The following is a 20,203-nucleotide window of genomic DNA, read 5'->3' on the forward strand; positions in this document are numbered from 1 at the left end:
TCAAAGTGCCGCCCGAGAGGGGGCGGCACTCTCCCAATTCTAAAGGTCATGGCCCCAGTGTCAATTCAAACACTTTGATCGGTGGCATCACCGATGGTGCTTTCTGCGCGACATGCAAGCTTGGCAGAAAGAACACAGGTTCCTGGGGAAAACGAAATAGGCGGCAGGGCGACTCTTGCCCCCGAGTCCGGCCATATTGTAGTTTCCCTTCCAACGACTACGACATCTCGTGTAGCAGATCTTATCACTCGCACTCGTACCGACGATGCGACGCGGTCTGGCCCGACCAGGGCGAGCCGTGACGGGTGAGGGATTCGGCGCACGGCAGCCGCTGACGGAGAAGGCAATGACCGACCCGAGCATCACATGGAGCGACGAGCGCGTGGAGCTCTTGCGCAAGCTCTGGTCGGAAGGTCTGAGCGCCAGCCAGATCGCCGCCGAGCTCGGCGGTATCACGCGCAACGCCGTGATCGGCAAGGTGCACCGGCTCGGCCTCTCCGGTCGCGCCAAGGCCGCGGGCGCCACGACGCCCCGTCCGCGCAAGCCGATCCGCCCGCCTGGCCAGCAATCCCATCCGGCAGCCGGCCCCCACACCCGCGGCAATACAGCGCTGGCGGCGCAACCGTCCGCGGAGGCCGCTCCGCTACCGGTCTATGCGCCGGCCCCGCGCGAGGATGTGGTCGTACCGATGTCGGAGCGCGTGACGATCATGGAGCTTAGGGAGTCCATGTGCCGTTGGCCTTTGGGCGATCCGACGAGCCCCGATTTCCGTTTCTGCGGGGCACGGTCGATCGTCGGCTTGCCCTATTGCCCGCATCACTCGCGCATCGCCTATCAGCCGGTCGCCGACCGCCGCCGCGACCGCAAGCGGGCGTGAGCTTGGCGAATTGGCGATTGCTCCGGCAGAGGTGGGGCGGCGGCAGGCCCGCCGCCACCCCGGTCCGCATTGTCGATCAGCGATAGGCTGCAACCTGTGCGGCTCTCTCGTTCATTGCGCGAACGGAATCGTACCGTCCTTCGATGCCCATAGGAATTCCATAGTCCGGCGTATAGCGGTTCGGGTTCGCATAATAAGGAATTGCGTTGCCGGACATGACGTCCGGCAGATTCGGATAGCCTTGGGCGTAGGAGCCCCCCTCTCCGCCATGCGCCAATCCCATGACGTGTCCCAGCTCATGGCGCATAACGGAGGTTGGATTGTAGATGTTTCCGGTGCCGACCATGTTAGTTTCGGGGCCACCCACATACGCGAGACCTCCGCCCGTTTCGGTTCCGACGTAAAACGTCACGTCCGCTTTCAATTCGCTCTTTAGCGCTTGGGCTTCCGCCTGAGACCGCAGTGCTAGCAGCGCGTCCTCAAGAGTTTTCCATTTATCGTCCGAGTGTATCTTTTCCGTGCCGACCTGTCGGAAGCGGAAGTTAGCTCCGGAGTTCTCGAGTGCCTCGTTTGTGAGTTGAAAGCTATCGCGAAGATAGTCTTTTACTGTTTGCTCGCCGACATCTTCGGCGGCCTTATGGCTATAGAGCAGCAGCAGATCGATGGTAATGGTCTCCCGCTCCCACTCGCCCTTTTCGTTAACGATGAAGGCGACCGTCTCGCCCTGGTCGATCTGATAGCGTTGGCTGCCGGCCGTAACCGAAAAACTCCATGCGGCCACGGTGTCGAACACAACTCTGCTCCCGGATGGTTGGCCGGGCGGCAATTCGATGTTGGCCTGCCAGTTGCCGTCGGATACGTGAACCAAGATCTTCGGCCTGTCCAAGGGCGGCAGTTTGCCGTCGGTCAGATCGCCGGCTCGGTAGGTGGTATCCGGGCTTCGCACCATCTCCCATTTCTGCTTTTCCGCAATGTAGAGGAACTCGTAGGTGTCGCCGTTGTGCAGTTTCGTGGGGCCCGGATTGTTGATGTTCGAGCTATCAATTTCAGCCGTCGTCGCTGCAGTGGAGCGCAGAATCACGCGGTCGCGATCGCCTGCCGTTTCGGGCAGCTTGATCTGCGGCAGGAAACTCTCGTCCGAAAAGTCCACCACCGTTATCGGCGTCGTTGGCCGCGGCATGGCCGCCGTCGCGTCGGTCGCGTTCAGCTCCGTCGTGGGGCCTCTATCGAGCACCCATTTGCCGAAGCGAGCCATGTATTTGAATGCATAGGCATCGCCCGCCGTGATATCTGTCGTGCCGGCATATAAAAGGTTATCGCCGTTGATCTTGGAATTATATGTGGCCTCTGAATGAACGAGGATCACGGCGCTGTCGTCGGCATGCGCGGGAAGCTTGATGCTCGGTGCCCAGCTGCCGTTATACATCGTGTAAATGCTGAGAGCGCTGCCTTTGGCGACGTCTGGGATATTCTCGCTCACGGTCGATGGTGACATCATGTCGCTCGAAGGAGGCATAAAGCGCCATAGATTTTCTTTGAAATCATATTGGAACGTATATTTGTTCCCACTGGCGATGTTTATGCTGCTTGCCTCTAAATTTTCTCCTGTTAAAGTCGCCAAGAGTGTCGCGCTTGATGCGATAGTTACTTGATCTCCGTCGTTGGGGTTTTTTGGAAGGGTTAAATATTTACGCCAATTTCCATTGCTTAGAGTGAATGTTATGCTTCTGTAACCCGATGGAAGCTGACCTCCGTCTATGTCGTTAGGCGTCAGAGAAGTGACCGCGCTGGCGATCGGGTCGACATGGCTGCCCGCGGGGGGCGGTGTGAGTTCCAGTTGGGCGCTTGGCTCGTTGGAGGGCGGCGGAAGTTTGAACTCCGGATGATCGCCCGGATCCGCCGAGGGCGGCAGCGCAGGTGGCAATGTAAACTCCGGACCTTTATCGGCCCTCACAGAAAGGGATTGGGAAAGGTCCGTGTTGCTGCTTCCGGAAATACTGCTCATAATAAACCTCTAATATATCACATATACATTAATATAATCAATGCTATATCATTGTATTAAATTTTATGCAGCCGCAACTATGATCTGTGACTCTGACCTCGCGATCACTGTCGCTTGCAATTCGCTAAATGAGACCGTTCGGTCGCGTTGATGCTCGGCTATTTAGATGTGACCAGCTGTGGCGAGCTGGTCCGGCTTGTCGAGCGGACGGGTTCTACCGCTTCGCGAACCACGATGGCTCAGGTGATCAAGGGCGGCTGACTCCGGATCAGGTGCACCTCGACCTCCGAGAGTCGATATCCGGCCCCCTTGGCCTGAGTGCAAGCACCAGCGTTCTCGGGCGCACAGTGGCGGCGTCTACTCCATGACGTCTAAAGCGGCTTTGCCCGGCTCAGCCCGTTTTCGAGAAAGTCTCGTCGAAGGAATAGCCCGCGCCGCGCACCGTGCGGATCGGGTCCGGCCGGCGCATGCGGTTGATCGCCTTGCGCAGGCGGCCGACATGCACGTCGACGGTACGCTCGTCGATATAGACGTCATGCCCCCAGACGCGGTCGAGCAGTTGCTCGCGCGTGAAGACGCGGCCGGGGCTCTGCATCAGGAACTCGAGCAGCTTGAACTCCGTCGGGCCGAGGTGAAGCTCGCGCCCGCCGCGCTTGACGCGATGCGTCTCACGGTCGAGCTCGATGTCGCCGGCGATGAGCTGGGTCGCGACCTGCCCGGGCTTGGTGCGGCGGAGCAGGGCCCTGACCCGTGCCAGAAGCTCCGGCACGGAGAAGGGCTTGACGATATAGTCGTCGGCGCCGGTCGCCAGCCCGCGCACGCGCTCGGCCTCCTCGCCGCGCGCGGTCAGCATGATGATGGGCAGGCGCTGCGTTTCCTCACGCGCCCGCACACGCCGGCAGAGCTCGATACCGGACAAGCCCGGCAGCATCCAATCGAGAAGGACGAGGTCGGGCACCGTTTCGCGCAGGCGAACTTCTGCCTCGTCGCCACGGGCGACATTGTCGACCACGTAGCCTTCCGCTTCCAGGTTGTAACGCAACAGCAACGTCAGCGGCTCTTCGTCCTCAACGATCAGAATGCGTGGTCCCATCGGCCTGTCCATGACGTCATGCCCGTTTGCCATTGGCTCAGAGCCCCGATCTTCAGGCGTTGGGCTCCGTCGTGACGGTCGTGAAGCTCGATGTGTCGCCCTTCGGGCGGTCGACACCCAGCGTGATGCCCGTCACGAGGTAGTGGACGGTCTCGGCGATATTGGTCGTGTGATCTCCGATCCGCTCGATATTCTTGGCCAGAAAGAGGAGATGCGTGCAGAAGGTGATGTTGCGCGGGTCTTCCATCATATAGGTGAGAAGTTCGCGGAAGATCGACGTGTAGAGCGCATCGATGCGGTCGTCGCGCTGCCAGACGTCGAGCGCCCGTGTCTCGTCACGCTGCACATAAGCGTCGAGCACGTCCTTGAGCTGGCCCTGGACCAGGTCGCTCATATGCTGCACGCCGACGACGAGCTTCGGCGGTTGAGTTTCGCCGCTGACGGCGACAACGCGCTTGCTCGTGTTCTTGGCGAGATCGCCGATCCGCTCGAGATCGGCGGCGACGCGGATGGCCGAGATGAGCTCGCGCAGGTCGACAGCCATGGGCTGCCGGCGTGCGATCGTCATCACGGCGAGTTCCTCGATATCGCGCTGCAATCCGTCGAGACGGGCGTCGCCGGTGATCACCGCCTGCGCGAGACTGACGTCGCGGCGGACGAGTGCGGCGGTGGCATCACCAAGCATCTTCTCGGCGACGCCGCCCATCTCGACGATCCTGCTGCGCAGCAGGTCGAGTTCCTGATCGAAGGAGGTGACGGTATGCTCAGCCATCGGCCTGTGATCCCCTGTTCGTCGTCTGACGGCTCGGTCTCAACCGAAGCGGCCGGTGATATAGTCCTGTGTGCGCTTGTCTTGCGGCACCGTGAATATTTTCGACGTCTCGTCGAACTCGACGAGGTCGCCGAGATACATGAACGCCGTATACTGCGACACACGCGCCGCCTGCTGCATGTTGTGCGTGACGATGGCGATCGTATAGTCACGCTTCAACTCGTCGATCAGCTCCTCGACCTTGGCGGTCGAGATCGGATCGAGCGCCGAACAGGGCTCGTCCAGCAGAATGACCTCCGGCTTGACTGCCACGGTCCGGGCGATGCACAGGCGCTGCTGCTGACCGCCCGAGAGGCCGAGACCGCTCGTGTGGAGCTTGTCCTTCACTTCCTCCCACAAGGCCGCGCGCCGTAGCGCCGACTCCACGCGCACGTCGAGCTCGGCCTTGTCGAGGCTCTCATAGAGCCGGATCCCGAAGGCGATATTGTCATAGATCGACATCGGGAAGGGCGTCGGCTTCTGGAAGACCATGCCGACCTTGGCGCGAAGCATGTTGAGATCCTGCTTCGGGCTGAGCACGTTGTCACCGTCCACGAGAACTTCACCCTCCGCGCGCTGCTTCGGATAAAGATCGTACATCCGGTTCAAGACACGCAGCAGTGTGGACTTGCCGCAACCGGACGGGCCGATGAAGGCGGTGACGATATTCTGATAGAGCGGCAGATTGATGCCCTTCAGCGCGAGCGTATCGCCGTAGTAGAACTTGAGATTGCGGACCGAGACCTTCTCGGCGCGGGCGTTATCAGTGGCAGTGGGTGTCATTTCGAGTTCCCCGACGAGGCGAGCGCCCGTGCCGTGATGCTGAGGGCGAGAACGGCGAAGGTGATGATGAGTGCGCCGACCCAGGCCAGCTGCTGCCAGTCCTTGTAGGGGCTGAGCGCGAACTGGAAGATCACGACGGGCAAGCTCGCCATCGGCTGGTTGAGGTCGGCGCTCCAGAACTGGTTGTTGAGCGCGGTGAAGAGGAGCGGCGCGGTCTCGCCGCTGACGCGGGCGACCGCCAGCAGGATGCCCGTGACGATGCCGGCCCGCGCCGCCCGATAGGCGATGCGCCGGATCACCACGGAGCGCGGAAGCCCGAGCGCCGACGCCGCCTCGCGCAGCTGGTTAGGGACGAGGTTCAGCATATCCTCGGTGGTGCGCACGACGACCGGCACGACGATGATGGCGAGCGCCACGCCGCCGGCCCAGCCGGAGAAGTGCCCCATCTGCGCAACCATGACCTCATAGACGAAGAGGCCGATGACGATCGAAGGCGCGCTCAAGAGAATGTCGTTGATGAAGCGCACGACCGTGGAAAGCCGGCTGTGGCGGCCGTATTCCGCCATATAGGTCCCGGCAAGGATGCCGAGCGGTGTACCGATAGCGACACCGATCATGGTCATGACCAGGCTGCCGGCGATCGCGTTGAGGAGCCCCCCTTGACCGCCGGGCGGCGGCGTCATTTCCGTGAAGACGGCAAGGTTGAGCCCGCTGAACCCCTCCCAGAGGAGAACTCCGAGGATGAGGACGAGCCAGCCGAGGCCGAAGGCCGTCGCTGCAAGGCACAGGCTCATGGCGACGGTGTTGGAGCGGCGTCGTGCGGAATAGGAGGCCATGATCAGCGCCCCGCCTGATTTTCGAGCCGCAGCAGCATGTAGCGGGCCACGGCGAGCACGAAGAAGGTGATGATGAAGAGGATGAGGCCGAGCGCGATCAGTGAGGACGTATAAATGTCGCCGACCGCCTCGGTGAATTCGTTGGCGATGCTCGCCGAGATCGTCGTGCCGGGCGCGATGATCGAGGCGGAGATCTTGTGGGCGTTGCCGATGACGAAGGTGACCGCCATGGTCTCGCCGAGTGCGCGGCCGAGGCCGAGCATGATGCCGCCGATGACGCCGACCCGTGTGAAGGGCAGCACCACGTGGCGCACGACCTCCCAGGTGGTGCAGCCGACGCCGTAGGCCGCCTCCTTCAGCACGGGGGGCACGGTTTCGAAGACATCACGCGAGATCGAGGTGATGAAGGGCAGCACCATGATGGCGAGGATGAGCCCGGCGGTTAACACGCCGATGCCGTAGGGAGGCCCCGCGAAGATGGAATTGAGCACCGGGATCGGCCCGAACATCGCGATCAGCGCCGGCTGCACCGTCTGCTGAAGGAAGGGGGCGAAGACGAAGAGGCCCCAAATACCGTAGATGATCGAGGGAATGCCGGCGAGCAGCTCGACGGCGATGCCGATGGGCCGTTTCAGGATCGGCGGGCAGAGCTCCGTCAGGAAGATCGCGATGCCGATGCCGACCGGCACGGCGATGATCATGGCGATGAGCGACGTCATGATCGTGCCATAGATCGGCGCGAGCGCGCCGAAGCGTTCCGTCACCGGGTTCCAGGACTGCGTATAGAAGAACTCGAGCCCGAAAGCTTGGAACGCCGGAAGCGAGCCGTGAATGAGCGCGAAGATCACGCCCGCCAGGATGACGAGGACGGCAATGGCCGCCGTACGTGTCAGGAAATGGAAAAGGGCATCATTGAAGCGAAACCGTCGCAGCGCCTTGATGCGATCCGCCGCTTCTTCGGATGCCACGACGCCGCTCTGCAGGGCAACATCGGCCATGGGTTTTTGCCTCATGAGAAATGACGATCCTCGACTGCGATGCTCGGCTCGGTTCGAGGACGAGCATAAGCGAGCCGGCTGCGAGATGGGAGTATTACGGTTTGGTGAGAGGCCAGCTGCACCGGGAGCGAAACGGCCTCATCTCTGGCCGGGTTTTCCGAGATCTCGCGACGCAGCCCGTTGCGGTCGAAAAACATCTGCCGCCCGGTTACCGGTTGCGGGCGCGAAGGTTAATCCGCGCCCGCGTCCTTGATGGTTAGGTATCAGTTGCTCGCGGTGAACAAGGGCTTGCCGTCGGCCCCCTTGATCTCGGTCGCCCAGACCTTCTCAACCTGGGTGACGACGTTGGCCGGCATCGGGATGTAGTCAAGCTCCTCGGCCATCGCGGTGCCCTTCTCGTAGGCCCAATCGAAGAACTTGAGAGCCTCGGCGACCTGCTGCGGATCCTGCGGCTGCTTGTGGATCAGGATGAAGGTCGCGGCCGTGATCGGCCAGGAGTCGGCGCCCGGCTCGTCGGTCAGGATCACGCCGAAGCCCGGCACGCTGCTCCAATCCGCATTGGCGGCGGCAGCCTGGAAGCTCTTGATTTCCGGCGCGACGACCTGGCCGTCCTTGTTCTTCATCTTCGCGAAGGTCAGGTTGTTCTGCTTGGCATAGGCATATTCGACATAGCCGATCGCGCCCTTGGTCTGGGCCACGTTGGCGGCGACGCCTTCATTGCCCTTCGCGCCGATGCCGGCGGGCCATTCGACCGCTGTCGCCGAACCGACCTTGGACTTCCAGTCGGGGCTGACTTTGGCGAGGTAGTTCGTGAAGTTGAAGGTCGTGCCCGAACCGTCGGAGCGGTGCACCACGACGATCGCGGTCGACGAGAGCTTGGCATTCGGGTTCAGCGACTTGATGGCCGCGTCGTCCCAAGTCTTGATGTCGCCCATGAAGATCTTGGCGAGCGTGGGACCGTCGATGACCAGTTCGCCGGCAGCGACGCCATCGAGATTGATGACGGGCACAATGCCGCCCATGACCATCGGGAACTGCACGAGGCCGGCCTTGTCGAGGTCAGCGCCCGAGAGCGGCGCGTCCGTCGCACCGAAGGCGACCGTCTTGGCCTGGATCTGCTTGATGCCGCCGCCGGAACCGATCGACTGATAATTCAGGCCAACCCCAGTTTCCTTCTTATAGGCGTCGGCCCATTTGGCGTAGATCGGATAGGGGAAGGTCGCGCCGGCGCCGGAAATATCGGCGGCGAGCGCGGGCGTCGCGAGGGCCGCGACGGCAAAGCCGGCCGCTGCAACGAGTGACGAGTATTTCACGAGAGCTCTCCCATGTGGCGATGTTGGCCCCGGCGTCCGAAAGCCACGAACGTCTTCGAAAGGGGCAGTGAGCGGACACCGGAGGTCTTAACCATCCTGCGCATCGTCTCTATGACGGTTGCATGACATTTAAATGACAGTGCTTGCCCAGCTGCCGCTTGGCGTTTGGCGCTATTGCCAGCGCGAATGCCGCCAATCGGCTCCCGTATGGCGTTATTCAGCCGGCGCTACTGTGCTGGCGAGCGGCAGGCGGACGCGAAAGGCGGCGCCCTCGCCCGGCGTGCTCTCGATGGCGAAGTGGCCGCGGTGGCGATTGACGATATGCTTGACGATGGCGAGCCCGAGACCGGTGCCACCCTTCTGGCGGCTGTCGGCGACGTCGACCCGGTAGAAGCGCTCGGTCAGGCGTGGCAGATGCTCGGGAGCGATGCCTGGCCCGAAGTCCCGCACGGTGACCTCGACCTCCTCCGCCGTACCGCTGCGGCCCGGCGAGGTTGCAACCGTCACCTCCACCCTTTCGCCCGACTCGCCATATTTGACGGCATTCTCGATGAGGTTTTCGAAGACGCGCAGGAGTTCGTCCCGGTCGCCCAGTATGGACAGAGGACCGTCGGGGGCCGTCAGCGTGATCGTCACGCTGCTTTCGCGGGCAAGAGGGGTCAATGTATCGATCATATGGCGGACGATGCCGAGGAGATCGACCGGGGTTTGCGGCTGCACATGCGCGTGCATCTCGATGCGTGAGAGCGAGAGGAGGTCGTCGATCAGCCGGGCCATGCGGCGCGCCTGCTCGCGCATGATGCCGAGGAAGCGTTCGCGCGCCGTGGAATCATCGCGAGCGGGGCCCTGCAGCGTCTCAATGAAGCCGAGCACGGAGGCGAGCGGCGTGCGCAATTCGTGGCTGGCATTGGCGACGAAGTCGACGCGCATGTGTTCGAGCTGCCGCGCCGCCGTCAGGTCGCGGAACACGAGCGCTGCTCCGCGCTGGCCGTCGTCGGCGGCGGGCGATGTCTCGACCGCCGCGATATGCACCTCGTAGGCCCGCTCGATCGGCACGCGCTCGCCGAACTCCACCTTGCGCTGGCCACCGGTGCGCAGCACCGCCTCCAGGCCGTCGAGCACGTCCGGCGACCGTAGCGCGAAAGAGAGCGGGGTCGCTTCGCGCAGCGTCGGCAGCATGGCCTGGGCCGCGGCATTCATGCCCGTCACGAGGCTGCGCCGGTCGACCACGACGACCGGATCGGGGAGGGCGGCGAGCAGGGCTCGGGGTGTGAGAATCCCCTCCCTGCGCCGCACCGGTGCGGCGAGGCGGTCCTGCAGCGGCATGGTGTTGCGGAAGAGCGCGGCAGCGGCGAAACAGGTCGTGAATGCGGCGGCGGCCGTCCAGAACAGTGATCCGCCCCCGATGGCGGCTGCCGTGCCGAAGATAACCACGGCGACGAGCGCCGTGCGCACGGCAATGCCGCGGGCGCTGAGACGAAGCGCATTGCCACGAATGGCCGCCGTTTCGCGCCGATCCTCGGTCACGTCATTCTCCCGCCTGGCCGCCGCAGGCGACTTATGGTCTTCTGCGCAAACGCTTACGCGCCTCGTAGACGCCGAGCATCGCCAAGGCAAGCATGAAGGGCGCGAGATAGTAGAGCAGGCGGAAGAGGAGAAGCGCGCCGAGCACGCCGCTCGTCGGCAGATGCGCCAGCGCGATGAGGATCGTCGCCTCGAAGACGCCGAGGCCGCCCGGGGCATGGCTTGCAATGCCCAGCATGCAGGCCACCACATAGACCGCGAGGAAGGTCTCGTAGCTCAGCCCATGGCCGCCCGGCAGGAGCACGAACAGCACGCCGGCGGCGGCACAGACGTCGCCGGCGCCGATCAGCATCTGGATGAGAGACAGCTTGACGCCGGGCAGTTCCAGCCGCCAGCCGCGCACGGTAACCGCCGGATTCATCAAGGCGACCCAGATGAAATAGGCGGCGAGCGCGGCAAAGCCCAATACCCCGACGAGCTGGGTGAGACTGAGGCGCGTATTGGCGAGAAAGGAGATCTGGTCGGCGTGGCGCACCAGGCTCCAGGACAGCACCGCGCTCATGCCGAGCCAGAAGGTGATGCCGGCGATCACCGTGAGGCTCGCGATCTTCGCGGCTTTCACCCCATGGGGAGAATAGATCCAGTAGCGGACGGTGCCGGCCGTCACCAAAGGAAAACCCAGCGTGAAGGAGACGGCGTAGCTGGTGAACGAAGCAAAGGCGGTCACGCGATAGGCGATGCGCTCCTTGAGCTGCTTCAGGGCGACATAGTCATAGCCGGTGAGGAGCGAATAGCTGATGACGGTGAAGAGAATGGCGAGAAGGATTTGCCGGCGGCTCGCCGAGGAAAAAGCCGTCGTCAGTTCCTCGAGGCTGAGATCCGAAAGAATCCGCCAGAGGACGACGAAGGAAGCGAGAAAGATCGCGGCGCTCACCAGCGTGCCGATGATCGACAATCGCCGTCGACGCCGCTCGCCCGCCTCTTCGCGTTCGCGTGTCGTCGGTGGGGCGACCGGAACGGATCTGTCCTGCCGGTCGGGGCCCGACGCGGCTTTGCCGTGAGAGCTCGCGGATTGCTCGTGCGAGGATGCCGTCCCGTCGATGGCAGTCGCTGCGTCGCCGTTTTTTGCCTGCATGCACCCGTGCCGCACGTTCGCGAGGGAAGGGCCGGCGCCAGTTCGGAAACCGGCGGTCGGCCTCTCCAGCCCCGCGTGTTATGGTGTGATGACGGCCGGACCGCAAGATTGACCCGACTATGCATGATCCCGCCCAGGACAGAGCGGCTATGCCGAGGGGGAACATCGAAAAGGATGCGTCTGGTCGTTTGTTGCGCTAAAGAGGGCGGCAACAGCTCAATATCGCGCCCGAAGCGCGCCCGAGGACATTGCGTTATGCCAAGCTATCGCTCCCGCACCACGACCCACGGCCGCAACATGGCCGGCGCACGCGGTCTGTGGCGCGCCACCGGCATGAAGGACAGCGATTTCGGCAAGCCGATCATCGCCGTCGTGAATTCCTTCACGCAATTCGTGCCCGGCCACGTGCACCTCAAGGACCTCGGCCAGCTCGTGGCGCGCGAGATCGAGAAGGCGGGCGGCGTCGCCAAGGAATTCAACACCATCGCGGTCGACGACGGCATCGCCATGGGCCACGACGGCATGCTCTATTCGCTGCCCTCGCGCGAGATCATCGCCGACAGCGTCGAGTATATGGTCAATGCCCATTGCGCCGACGCGATGGTGTGCATCTCGAACTGCGACAAGATCACGCCCGGCATGCTGATGGCGGCGCTCCGTCTTAACATCCCCGTCGTCTTCGTGTCCGGCGGGCCGATGGAGGCCGGCAAGGTGGTGCTCGGCGGCGAGCAGAAGGCGCTCGACCTGGTCGACGCCATGGTGGCAGCGGCCGACGACCGCGTCTCGGACGAGGACGTCAAGATCATCGAGCGCTCCGCCTGCCCGACCTGCGGCTCCTGCTCGGGCATGTTCACGGCGAATTCGATGAACTGCCTGACGGAAGCGCTGGGTCTGGCGCTGCCCGGCAACGGCTCCACGCTCGCCACCCACGCCGACCGCGAGCGCCTCTTCGTGGAGGCGGGCCATCTCATCGTCGACCTCGCCCGCCGCCACTACGAGCAGGACGACGCGAGCGTGCTGCCCCGCGCGATCGCGAGCTTCGAGGCCTTCGAGAACGCGATGACGCTGGACATCGCCATGGGCGGCTCCACCAATACGGTGCTGCATCTCCTGGCCGCGGCCCATGAGGGGGAAGTGCCCTTCACCATGAGCGACATCGACCGGCTGTCGCGGCATGTGCCCGTCCTGTGCAAGGTGGCGCCCGCCGTCGCCAATGTTCACATGGAGGACGTGCATCGCGCCGGCGGCATCATGGCGATCCTCGGCGAACTCGATCGCGCCGGTCTCCTGCACAAGAACGTGCATTCCGTTCATAGCCCGAGCCTGACAGATGCCCTGGAGCGCTGGGACGTGCGCCGCACCAAGAGCGAGACGGTGCAGAATTTCTTTCGCGCCGCCCCCGGCGGCGTGCCGACCCAGGTCGCCTTCAGCCAGAGCCGTCGCTGGGACGAGCTCGATCTCGACCGCGAGACGGGCGTGATCCGCGACGCCGAGCATGCCTATTCCAAGGATGGCGGGCTCGCGGTGCTGTACGGCAATCTCGCCGAGGACGGGGCGATCGTGAAGACCGCCGGCGTGGACGCCTCGATCCTCACCTTCTCCGGTCCAGCCCGCATCTTCGAGAGCCAGGACGCGGCCGTCGAGGGAATCCTCGGCAACAAGATCAAGCCGGGCGACATCGTGCTGATCCGCTATGAGGGACCGCGTGGCGGCCCCGGGATGCAGGAGATGCTCTATCCGACGAGCTATCTGAAGTCGCGCGGCCTCGGCAAGGCCTGCGCCCTCGTCACCGACGGGCGCTTCTCCGGCGGCTCCTCGGGGCTCTCCATCGGCCATGTCTCGCCCGAGGCGGCCGAAGGCGGCGCCATCGGGCTCGTGGAGGAGGGGGACGTCATCGAGATCGACATCCCCAACCGCCGCATCCACCTTGCGGTGCCTGACGAGGAACTCGCGCGCCGCCGCGCCGCGATGGAGGCGAAGGGCGATGCCGCCTGGCATCCCGCCGCGCCGCGCAAGCGCAAGGTGACGACGGCACTCAAGGCCTATGCGGCCTTCGCGACGAGCGCCGCGCGCGGCGCCGTGCGCGATGTGAGCAGCGCGTTCAAACGTCAGTGAACGCCGCCCCGATTGGCGCGCACGCGGCGCTGTGCTAGACCCGCCGCGTGTGGCAGACCCTGAAAAAATTCTTCCCCGACGCTTCGGCTGATAACGCGAGCGGGCAGGACGTGGAACTCGCCGTCGCAGCGCTCCTCGTCCGTGCGAGCGTGATGGACGAGCACCCGTCCCCTGTGGAGGCACGGCGCATCGAGGCCGTGCTGGCTGAGCGTTTCATGCTGCCGCCAGAGGCGCTCGCCCAGCTGATGGCGGAGGCTCGCGCGGCCGAAGCCGACGCTATCGACATCTACCGTTTCACACGCGTGATCACCGAGCATTTCGATCAGGAGGGCCGCAAGAGCCTCATCGAGATGCTCTGGGAGGTCGTTCTCGCGGACGGCCAGCTCGATCCCTTCGAGGAAAATCTCGTCTGGCGCGTCGCCGAACTGGTGGGCGTGTCGACCCGCGACCGCGTCCTCCTGCGCAAAGCGGTCGAGGCGAAGCTCACCGAGGCCGGCCGGCCGAGCCCCTGGGGCTGATCCCGGCACAGCTCTTGCTCTTTGTCAGTGCAGTTGGGTGTGTGGCGCATGGAGCCGTCGCACCGTGCCGTAATGGGACAGATCTGTGCCAGGGGAGAGGGTCGTGGCAGCTATGAGCGGACATGGGACAGCCGAGGCCGGACGGGTCGCCTGGGTCGACGTAGCCAAGGGCATCTGCATCATTTTCGTCGTCATGATGCATTCGACCCTCGGCCTTGAACATGCCGCCGGCCAGGACGGCTTCATGAATGCGGTCGTGACCTTCGCACGCCCCTTCCGCATGCCCGACTTCTTCCTGCTGTCGGGACTTTTCCTGTCGCGCGTCATCGACCGCGACTGGCGCACCTACGGCGACAAGCGCGTTTTGCACTTCCTCTATTTCTACGTGCTTTGGTTCCTCATTCAGTTCGGCATGAAGGGCTGGGGACTTGCCGGCGGCGACCCCAAGGAATTCCTGCGACTGTTCCTCCTCGGCTTCATCGAGCCGCTCGGGACCTTGTGGTTCATCTATATGCTGGCGGTCTTTTCCGTCGTGACGAAGCTTCTCAGGGGCGTACCCGCCATCCTGCTCATCGCTGTGGCGGCCGCACTCGAGATCGCCCCTGTCGCGACCGGCTGGACGGCCATCGATGAGTTCAGCGAGCGCTGGGTGTTCTTCCTCTTGGGCTATTTTGGCGCGCCCCTCATCTTCCGCCTCGCGGCGCTCGTGCCCCAGCATCGCCTCGGCGCGCTCGTCGGCCTCGGCATTTGGGCGCTCATCAACGGCTTCCTCGCTTTCACGCCCGGGCCGAGTGCGGACTGGCCGACGCTTGCGAGCTTGCCGGTCGTCAGCCTGGTGCTCGGCGTCGCTGGCGCCTTCGCCATCATCACGGTCGCCAATCTCCTCCTCGTGGCCGGCCGCGGCGAGGCGCTGCGCTACTGCGGCACCAATTCGATCGTCATCTATCTCGCCTTCTTCCTGCCCATGGCGATCATGCGCACGCTCCTGATCAAGACGGGCGCGGTCGATGTCATCGGCACGGGCTGGGGTGCGGTGATCGTCACCACGACGGCGGTCGTTGTGCCGCTCATCGTGGCGCGCATCCTGCGCGGCACTCCGCTCGATTTTCTCTTCGTACGCCCGGCCGCCTTTCGGCTGGCGCCGCGCCGGGCACCGCTTGCACCGGCAGAGTGAAGGGGAGGGCCGCTCGGGCGCCAGTCGCGTAGACGATTGGCGGCCCTCACAAGCCCTGCCTGAGATTACCTTCAGCTGCGACCAGGCCCTGCGATCCGGGGCAATCTGCCGACGCGCAGAAAATCCTCTGCGCTTCCCATTAGTCGCGTCCAGCAGAGAGTGCGCGAAACCGGACATTCTGCTCATCCCTTTCAGTATTGCGCGAATAAGCATTTGATCCGATCTACCCATAATTTACTGAAATCGTAACGGACAGGGTCGCTTGCGTCACATGCAAGTCATTCTGCGTATATTGCTGACTGGCGGCCACTGCCGTTAACGTCTTCGCTGAGCACAACCTGCGACATTTCTCGCGAGCCGGCCGTCAGAGCTGGTCGCGAAGTTCATTTCTTGTGTCGATAGGGAAGCTCATGCGTAATTCACAACAGCAAGGCTGCGGCAAGCCATGGGCGTTGCCGGACATAGGCCGTTTGCTACGGGCTGCCGGCCTCGTGCTGATGATGGCGGGCATAGCCACACCGGCCAGTGCACTGCCGCAGGCCTCCGGCTCCAAAGATGCTGGCCTGACGCGCAGCACGTCCGGTTTCGGCGGTCTGAGCGATAGTGTCCAAGATGACAGCTCCTGCGGCCACGGCAACAACGGCAACGGTAACGGTGGCGACAACAAGGATTGTGGCGACGGTGGCGGCGGCGGCAATGGCGGCGGCACGAGCAACTGCGGCAATACGAACAACGGCAACGGTAACGGTGGCAACAACAAGGATTGTGGCGACGGTGGCGGCGGCGGCAATGGCGGCGGCACGAGCAACTGCGGCAATACGAACAACGGCAACGGTAACGGTGGCAACAACAAGGATTGTGGCAACGGCGGCAGCGGCAACGGCGGCGGCACGAGCAACTGCGGAAACACCAACAACGGCAACGGCGGCAATAGCCGCAACTGCGGCGGCACCACGATCGATTGCGGCAACACCAACAATGGCAACGGGCGCGGCGGCAACAAGCGCGGCTGTGACCACGAGGTCAGGGACTTGCAGCCCGACGAGCGGTTCGAGGGGGCGGGCGTGATCGGCGACACCACCAATGCCGGGGTGATCGCTCCCGGTGGCGATACCATCGACACGCTGACCGTCGACGGCGCCTACACCGGCAAGGGCGGGACCTTGGAGATCGACGGCGTTCTCGGCGGCGACCATTCACCTACGGATCAGCTCATCGTGACCGGCGACACCGACGGCTCCACGGACGTGAAGGTGACGAACCGCGGCGGCTTGGGCGCGCCGACCTCCCAAGGCATCAAAGTGATCGATGTCCAAGGCGCCTCGAACGGCATCTTCAATCTCTTGGGCGATTACAAATTCCAGAACGATCCGGCAGTCGTCGCCGGTGCCTATGGATACACGCTGCAGAAGGATGACGGCGATTGGTATATGCGGTCGTCGTTTCTGGACAGCGAAGGACATCTGCGGCCGATCTACCAGCCGGGCGTTCCCCTCTACGAGGCCTATCCGCAGGTTCTGCAAAGCCTCAACAACCTGCCGACCATGCAGCAGCGCATCGGCAACCGCTATTGGGGCGACGAGACCGCCAAATCGGCCATACCAGGCGCCCATACACATTCGGCTTTCTGGGGGCGTATCGAAGGCAATCGCATCGGGCTCTCGCCCGCCCGGTCCACCGCCGGCGCGCATTCAGACACAGATCAATTGACGCTCCAGACCGGCCTCGACGGGTTGTTCAGCGAAACCGGCGAAGGCCGGCTCATCGGCGGGCTCAACATTCATTACGGCAAGGTCTTGGCCGACATCGGCTCGATCTACGGCCGTGGCAAGATCGACGCCAAGGGTTACGGCTTCGGCGGCACGGTGACTTGGCTGGGCTGGGACGGCCTCTACGTCGACAGCCAGGCGCAGGTGACCTGGGCCGACGGCAATCTCGACTCGAGCACGCTCGGCCGCACCATGGCCAGCAACAACCGTGCGTTCAGCTATGGCCTCGGCGTTGAGGTTGGCAAGCGCATCAGGCTCGGGGAGGCTTGGGGTCTCGTGCCGCAGGCACAGCTCATCTATTCCGCTGTCAATTTCAACAGCTTCACCGATCCTTTCGGAGCGCGCGTCAGTCTTGACGACGGCGATGCGGTCACGAGTCGGATGGGATTGGCGACGGAGTACCAGAGCAGCTGGAAGAACGAGACAGGGCAAGTCTCGCGAGCCACCTTCTACGGTATCGCCAATCTTTATTATGCCCTGGACGGCAAGACCGCGGTCGAGGTCTCGGGCGCGAGGTTTGCGAGCGCTGCCGACAAGCTCTGGGGCGGCATTGGCGCCGGCGGAACCTATAGCTGGTCGGACGCCGTATCGGTTTTCGCCGAGGCGACGGCCAACACGAGCTTGGCCAACTTCCGTGACAGCTACAGCTACAAGGGCACGGCCGGCCTGCGCCTGACCTGGTGATCAAGGCGGCCGAAAGCGCGTGGCGCGCCTTCGGCCGCACCAGCTGTACGGTCCGCGGCGCGCCGCCCCCATCAACCCATAGGCAAGTTCATGTGTGAAGCACAACAGCAAGGCTGGAGCGGCCTGTGGGCACTGCTCCAAACGAGCTTTCGACCCTCGGTCTGCATCCTGGCAGCGGCTGCAGGCCTGGCGCTGTCAGCGGCGGGGGCTTGGGCTCAGACGTCCAGCTATTGGGACCCCGGGACAAAGAACGATGATGTGGTTTCTGGCGGGACCGGCACCTGGCAGGGATCCAACGGGAATGATAACTGGACTGGCGCCAGCGGCAATACCAACACGCCGTGGCCAACGACCAATTCCGCAGCGATCTTCGGGGGAACGCCGGGAACGGTAACCATCGACCGGAGCCAGGGATCGGTTGATACCACGGCCATCCAGTTCACGGCCGACGGCTACACGGTGCAAGGGGATGAGCTAGGCCTGACCAGTGTCAGTGGACCCATCGCTATCCAGGTCGGCGACGGCACTCCTGACACGAGCGCCTATATCGCGACGATCGATGCGGTCTTGACCGGCAAGAATTTGCTCAAGACCGGCTCGGGAACCCTGATCTTGAACGGTGACAATGAGCAGGGCAACACCACGATCGAGCAAGGTGTCCTGCAGGTCTCGCGTGACCACAACATAGCCGGCTCGGCATCGCGGCTGATCTTCGACGGCGGAACCTTGCGGACGACTGCGAGCTTCGAATCGGGCCGCGAAATGCGTGTCCAGAGCTCCGGCACCATTCTGACCGATCCGGGAACGACGCTCACCTTGACGGGTTTCGACGCGCTCTTCACGGACGACAGCAGCGGCAGCCTTGTGAAAACGGGTGATGGAACGGTGGTCGTGGCGCAGGATCAGCCGTTCTTCGAGGGCACGATGACTGTGGATGCAGGCACCGTCGAGGTCAACGGCGCCGTCCCCGGCACATTCGATGTGCGGGCTGGTGGACGTCTCGCCGGCATCGGCACCGTCGGGGACACGACCAATGCCGGAGTAATCGCGCCTGGCAGTCAAAACCGCGGCACCATCGGTCGGCTCACGGTCGGTGGCAATTACACCGGCGGCGGCGGTACGCTCGAGATCGAAGCCGCCCTGGCGGGCGACGATTCTCTGGCGGATCAGCTCGTGGTCACCGGCGACACGTCCGGCACAACCGATGTCAAGGTCATCAACCGCGGTGGCGGCGGTGCGCCCACCGTCGAGGGCATCAAGGTGGTCGATGTCGCCGGAAGCTCGAACGGCACCTTTACTCTCGTTGGCGACTACACCATCCAGGGTCAGCCCGCGGTGATCGCAGGCGCCTACAGCTACACGCTGCAAAAGAACGGTGCCAGCACTCCCACCGACGGTGACTGGTACCTGCGCTCCTCGCTCGTTCCCGAGCCGCCGGCCGACCCGTGCGGCGAGAACGGCGATGGACAGGGGAGCGCCGACTGCGGCGTTCCGCCCCCAAGGCCGCCAGCGCCCGGGACCCCGGGCGTGCCCAGCCTCCCGACGACACCGCGAGCCGGCCCGATCTTCCAGCCTGGCGTTCCCCTCTACGAGGCCTATACGCAAAGTCTGCTCGGCCTCAACGGCCTTTCGACGCTGCAGCAGCGTGTCGGCAGCCGATATTGGAATGACGGCCGGCCGGACAACGCGGGGCCGGATGCGTCCGGCACCGCCGCGCGCCGGCCAGGCGCCCTCTGGGGCCGGCTGGACATGAGCCGCAGCTCTCTAAGCCCCAGCCATTCCACCTCGGGCGCAGAAACCGATGCCGGTCGCCTGACGTTGCGCGCGGGGCTCGACAGCCTCTTTTTCGACGGCGGGAGCGGCGCGCTGATGGGCGGCGCGACGATCCATTACGGAAGCGCGTCGACCGATGTCCGCTCCGTCTATGGCCGCGGCGAAATCGCCACCGACGGCTACGGCTTCGGCGGTTCGCTGACCTGGCTCGGCGCGAACGGCTTCTATGTCGACGGGCAGGTGCAGGCGACCTGGTTTGATAGCAATCTCGTCTCGACGACCCTGCGCCGCAGTCTCGTGGAGGGCAACAATGCCTTCGGGTACGGGCTCGGTATCGAGACGGGCAAGCGCATCGACCTTGGAGGGGCCTGGGGCCTCACGCCGCAAGTGCAACTCATGCATGCTGCGGTCGACTTCGACCGTTTCACCGATCCGTTCGGTGCCGTCGTCACACCCGGACGCGGCGAGGGACTGACGGGTCGCCTGGGGCTCGCGGCTGATTATCGCAAGACGCGAAAGGACGATGCGGGAGAGACCGTAAAGTCGAGCTTCTACGGCATCGCCAATCTCTACTATGCCTTCGATGGCCAAACCGACGTCAATGTCGCGGGCATCAAGATCGCGAGTGCGACCGATCAGCTTTGGGGTGGTGTGGGCCTGGGCGGAAGCTACAACTGGGCCGATCAATGGTCGGTCTTTGCCCAAGCCTCGGTCAACACCAGCCTCACCAATCCCGGCGATAGCTATAGCTACGGCGGAACCGCCGGGCTGCGCGTGGCCTGGTGAGCCGGGATT

Annotated in this window: 15 protein-coding genes; 6 read left to right on the plus strand and 9 right to left on the minus strand. The window is 63.9% G+C overall.

Annotated elements, in window-relative coordinates:
* Positions 1–346: 346 nt before the first annotated feature.
* Positions 347–877, plus strand: a complete 531-nt coding sequence (locus ACFQU1_RS13255) for a GcrA family cell cycle regulator (RefSeq protein ID WP_378133226.1) — start codon at positions 347–349, stop codon at positions 875–877.
* A gap of 76 nt (positions 878–953) precedes the next feature.
* Here ACFQU1_RS13255 and ACFQU1_RS13260 read toward each other — a convergent pair whose 3' ends face one another.
* From ACFQU1_RS13260 to ACFQU1_RS13300, 9 genes are all read right to left on the minus strand, one after another.
* Positions 954–2,882 (minus strand): zinc-dependent metalloprotease family protein, encoded by a 1,929-nt coding sequence (locus ACFQU1_RS13260; RefSeq protein ID WP_378133228.1) that lies wholly within the window; start codon positions 2,880–2,882, stop codon positions 954–956.
* A gap of 391 nt (positions 2,883–3,273) precedes the next feature.
* Positions 3,274–3,975 (minus strand): phosphate regulon transcriptional regulator PhoB, encoded by a 702-nt coding sequence (phoB, locus tag ACFQU1_RS13265; protein ID WP_378133230.1) that lies wholly within the window; start codon positions 3,973–3,975, stop codon positions 3,274–3,276.
* Positions 3,976–4,027: 52 nt separating this feature from the next.
* Positions 4,028–4,747 carry a phosphate signaling complex protein PhoU gene (phoU, locus tag ACFQU1_RS13270; protein WP_378133232.1) on the minus strand — a complete coding sequence of 240 codons (720 nt, stop codon included), beginning with the start codon at positions 4,745–4,747 and terminating at the stop codon, positions 4,028–4,030.
* A 39-nt stretch (positions 4,748–4,786) separates the two neighbouring features.
* Positions 4,787–5,569, minus strand: coding sequence for a phosphate ABC transporter ATP-binding protein PstB (gene pstB / locus ACFQU1_RS13275; RefSeq protein ID WP_378133234.1), 783 nt, complete (start codon positions 5,567–5,569; stop codon positions 4,787–4,789).
* Positions 5,566–6,405 carry a phosphate ABC transporter permease PstA gene (pstA, locus tag ACFQU1_RS13280; protein WP_378133236.1) on the minus strand — a complete coding sequence of 280 codons (840 nt, stop codon included), beginning with the start codon at positions 6,403–6,405 and terminating at the stop codon, positions 5,566–5,568. Before pstA ends, pstB begins: the two co-directional genes overlap by 4 nt.
* A gap of 2 nt (positions 6,406–6,407) precedes the next feature.
* A complete protein-coding gene (pstC, locus tag ACFQU1_RS13285) occupies positions 6,408–7,403 on the minus strand; it encodes a phosphate ABC transporter permease subunit PstC (RefSeq protein ID WP_378133238.1) in 996 nt (331 codons plus the stop codon).
* Positions 7,404–7,666: 263 nt separating this feature from the next.
* Positions 7,667–8,716, minus strand: coding sequence for a phosphate ABC transporter substrate-binding protein PstS (gene pstS / locus ACFQU1_RS13290; protein WP_378133240.1), 1,050 nt, complete (start codon positions 8,714–8,716; stop codon positions 7,667–7,669).
* A 213-nt stretch (positions 8,717–8,929) separates the two neighbouring features.
* Positions 8,930–10,213 carry an ATP-binding protein gene (locus ACFQU1_RS13295; protein ID WP_378134042.1) on the minus strand — a complete coding sequence of 428 codons (1,284 nt, stop codon included), beginning with the start codon at positions 10,211–10,213 and terminating at the stop codon, positions 8,930–8,932.
* Between the two features lie 61 nt (positions 10,214–10,274).
* Positions 10,275–11,375, minus strand: coding sequence for a UPF0104 family protein (locus ACFQU1_RS13300; RefSeq protein ID WP_378133242.1), 1,101 nt, complete (start codon positions 11,373–11,375; stop codon positions 10,275–10,277).
* Between the two features lie 255 nt (positions 11,376–11,630).
* Between ACFQU1_RS13300 and ilvD the strand changes: the two genes are divergently transcribed.
* From ilvD to ACFQU1_RS13325, 5 genes are all read left to right on the plus strand, one after another.
* A complete protein-coding gene (gene ilvD / locus ACFQU1_RS13305) occupies positions 11,631–13,490 on the plus strand; it encodes a dihydroxy-acid dehydratase (protein ID WP_378133244.1) in 1,860 nt (619 codons plus the stop codon).
* 47 nt (positions 13,491–13,537) lie between these two features.
* Positions 13,538–14,008 carry a TerB family tellurite resistance protein gene (locus ACFQU1_RS13310; RefSeq protein ID WP_378133246.1) on the plus strand — a complete coding sequence of 157 codons (471 nt, stop codon included), beginning with the start codon at positions 13,538–13,540 and terminating at the stop codon, positions 14,006–14,008.
* A 112-nt stretch (positions 14,009–14,120) separates the two neighbouring features.
* Positions 14,121–15,182 (plus strand): acyltransferase family protein, encoded by a 1,062-nt coding sequence (locus tag ACFQU1_RS13315; RefSeq protein ID WP_378134044.1) that lies wholly within the window; start codon positions 14,121–14,123, stop codon positions 15,180–15,182.
* Positions 15,183–15,592: 410 nt separating this feature from the next.
* Positions 15,593–17,635, plus strand: coding sequence for an autotransporter outer membrane beta-barrel domain-containing protein (locus ACFQU1_RS13320; protein ID WP_378133248.1), 2,043 nt, complete (start codon positions 15,593–15,595; stop codon positions 17,633–17,635).
* A gap of 258 nt (positions 17,636–17,893) precedes the next feature.
* Positions 17,894–20,194, plus strand: a complete 2,301-nt coding sequence (locus tag ACFQU1_RS13325) for an autotransporter outer membrane beta-barrel domain-containing protein (RefSeq protein ID WP_378133250.1) — start codon at positions 17,894–17,896, stop codon at positions 20,192–20,194.
* Positions 20,195–20,203 lie beyond the last annotated feature (9 nt).

This window comes from Chelatococcus sp. GCM10030263 (assembly GCF_042666455.1).
In the GTDB taxonomy this organism is placed as follows: Bacteria; Pseudomonadota; Alphaproteobacteria; order Rhizobiales; family Beijerinckiaceae; genus Chelatococcus.

Excerpts from the sequence above, each read along its gene's own strand:
- ACFQU1_RS13255 (WP_378133226.1), top strand. The coding sequence starts at position 347 with ATGACCGACCCGAGCATCACATGGAGCGACGAGCGCGTGGAGCTCTTG.
- ACFQU1_RS13260 (WP_378133228.1), bottom strand. The coding sequence starts at position 2,882 with ATGAGCAGTATTTCCGGAAGCAGCAACACGGACCTTTCCCAATCCCTT.
- phoB (WP_378133230.1), bottom strand. The coding sequence starts at position 3,975 with ATGGGACCACGCATTCTGATCGTTGAGGACGAAGAGCCGCTGACGTTG.
- phoU (WP_378133232.1), bottom strand. The coding sequence starts at position 4,747 with ATGGCTGAGCATACCGTCACCTCCTTCGATCAGGAACTCGACCTGCTG.
- pstB (WP_378133234.1), bottom strand. The coding sequence starts at position 5,569 with ATGACACCCACTGCCACTGATAACGCCCGCGCCGAGAAGGTCTCGGTC.
- pstA (WP_378133236.1), bottom strand. The coding sequence starts at position 6,405 with ATGGCCTCCTATTCCGCACGACGCCGCTCCAACACCGTCGCCATGAGC.
- pstC (WP_378133238.1), bottom strand. The coding sequence starts at position 7,403 with ATGGCCGATGTTGCCCTGCAGAGCGGCGTCGTGGCATCCGAAGAAGCG.
- ACFQU1_RS13300 (WP_378133242.1), bottom strand. The coding sequence starts at position 11,375 with ATGCAGGCAAAAAACGGCGACGCAGCGACTGCCATCGACGGGACGGCA.
- ilvD (WP_378133244.1), top strand. The coding sequence starts at position 11,631 with ATGCCAAGCTATCGCTCCCGCACCACGACCCACGGCCGCAACATGGCC.
- ACFQU1_RS13315 (WP_378134044.1), top strand. The coding sequence starts at position 14,121 with ATGAGCGGACATGGGACAGCCGAGGCCGGACGGGTCGCCTGGGTCGAC.
- ACFQU1_RS13320 (WP_378133248.1), top strand. The coding sequence starts at position 15,593 with ATGCGTAATTCACAACAGCAAGGCTGCGGCAAGCCATGGGCGTTGCCG.